This is a genomic window from Paenalicyclobacillus macrosporangiidus (assembly GCF_900116805.1).
GTDB lineage: Bacteria > Bacillota > Bacilli > Alicyclobacillales > Alicyclobacillaceae > Alicyclobacillus_H > Alicyclobacillus_H macrosporangiidus.
The window spans coordinates 1-1289 of sequence record NZ_FPBV01000086.1 but is presented as its reverse complement, the minus strand read 5'-3'; the positions used below and the strand labels follow the sequence as shown (position 1 = coordinate 1289).

Below are 1289 nucleotides of genomic sequence, written 5' to 3'. Positions count from 1 at the left end.
GGTCTGGCTTCAGTCTCGCCATAGACTCCAGGCTGAAGTAGCGTCGAGATACCATCCACTCCTCATGCTGCTCCTGCAATATGGCCCCCATTAGGCGCAGTACAGCGTCTCGGTTTGGGAAGATTCCGACGACGTCCATCCGCCGTCTCATCTCTCGGTTCAGGCGCTCCAGCGGATTGGTGGAGCAGATCTGCCGCCAATGCTCGCCTGGCAGTGCCATGAACGCCAGCACGTCGTCCTCGGCCGTCTGCAGGATCTCCATGGCCTTTGGGAACTTGTCCTCAAGCTGCTTGACCACGTTGCGCAGTTGGGCTCTGGCCGCATCCTGCGTAGGCTGTGCAAAAATCGTCCGGATGATCGCTGCCACCATCGACTGCTGCTTCTTCGGCACCTGGCTGAGCACGTTCCGGATGGTATGCACCTTGCACCGCTGCCATGTGGCTCCGGTGAGCACCTCCGATATCGCTTGCCGCAGCCCCAGGTGAGCGTCGCTGACCACGAGTCTGACGCCTCGCAGCCCACGCTGCTTCAGGCCTCGCAGAAACTCGGTCCAAAAGGCACCGTCCTCACTCGTTCCCACGTCAAACCCCAAGACCTCACGCTCTCCGGTGTCTGTGACGCCTATGGCCACCACAAACGCCATGCTTTGTACACGCCCGCCCTCCCGCACCTTCGGGAATGTGGCGTCCAACCAGATGTACGGGTACTCTCGCTCCAATGGCCGTTCCTTGAACTGACGGACGGCCTCATCCAACTGCTTGCACAGGCGAGAGACCTCACTTTTGCTTATGCCGTCCAATCCCAGTGCCCGCACCAGGTCGTCGACCTTACGGGTGCTAACACCATTGACATACGCCTCCTGAACTACAGTTGCCAGAGCCTGCTCAGATCGGCGGCGTGGCTCGAGGATGGAGGGGAAGAAGCTCCCCTTGCGGAGTTTGGGGATATTCAGTTCGATCGTCCCCAGTCGGGTGTCCCATTCCCGCTTCCGATAGCCGTTACGCTGTGTAACACGCTCCTCACTGCGCTCATAGTGCTCCGCCCCGATTTTCTGCGTTGCCTCAGCGTCGATGAGAGATTGGGCGAAAATCCTCATCAGCTCCCGCAGCGTGTCGATATTTTCCTCTCCTTGGAGCTTGCGAATCCACTCGAGAACTGCGAAGCTGTTGACAGAAGCCATCGTTGCGTACCTCCTACTAGTTGGTTGCGTCACTTTCTAGTAGACACGCACGGTGGCTTCGTCGTCAATTGTGAACGACGGATTTTACACCACTACTTGAGACTTTAAC

1 protein-coding gene is annotated in these 1289 nt (G+C 58.3%); it reads right to left on the bottom strand.

Going from position 1 to position 1289, the window contains the following annotated elements; genetic code table 11:
- Positions 1-1180, bottom strand: a 1180-nt coding sequence (locus BM357_RS18795) for an IS256 family transposase (protein WP_074956939.1), incomplete at its 3' end; no start/stop codon positions are given.
- Between the last annotated feature and the right edge of the window lie 109 nt (positions 1181-1289).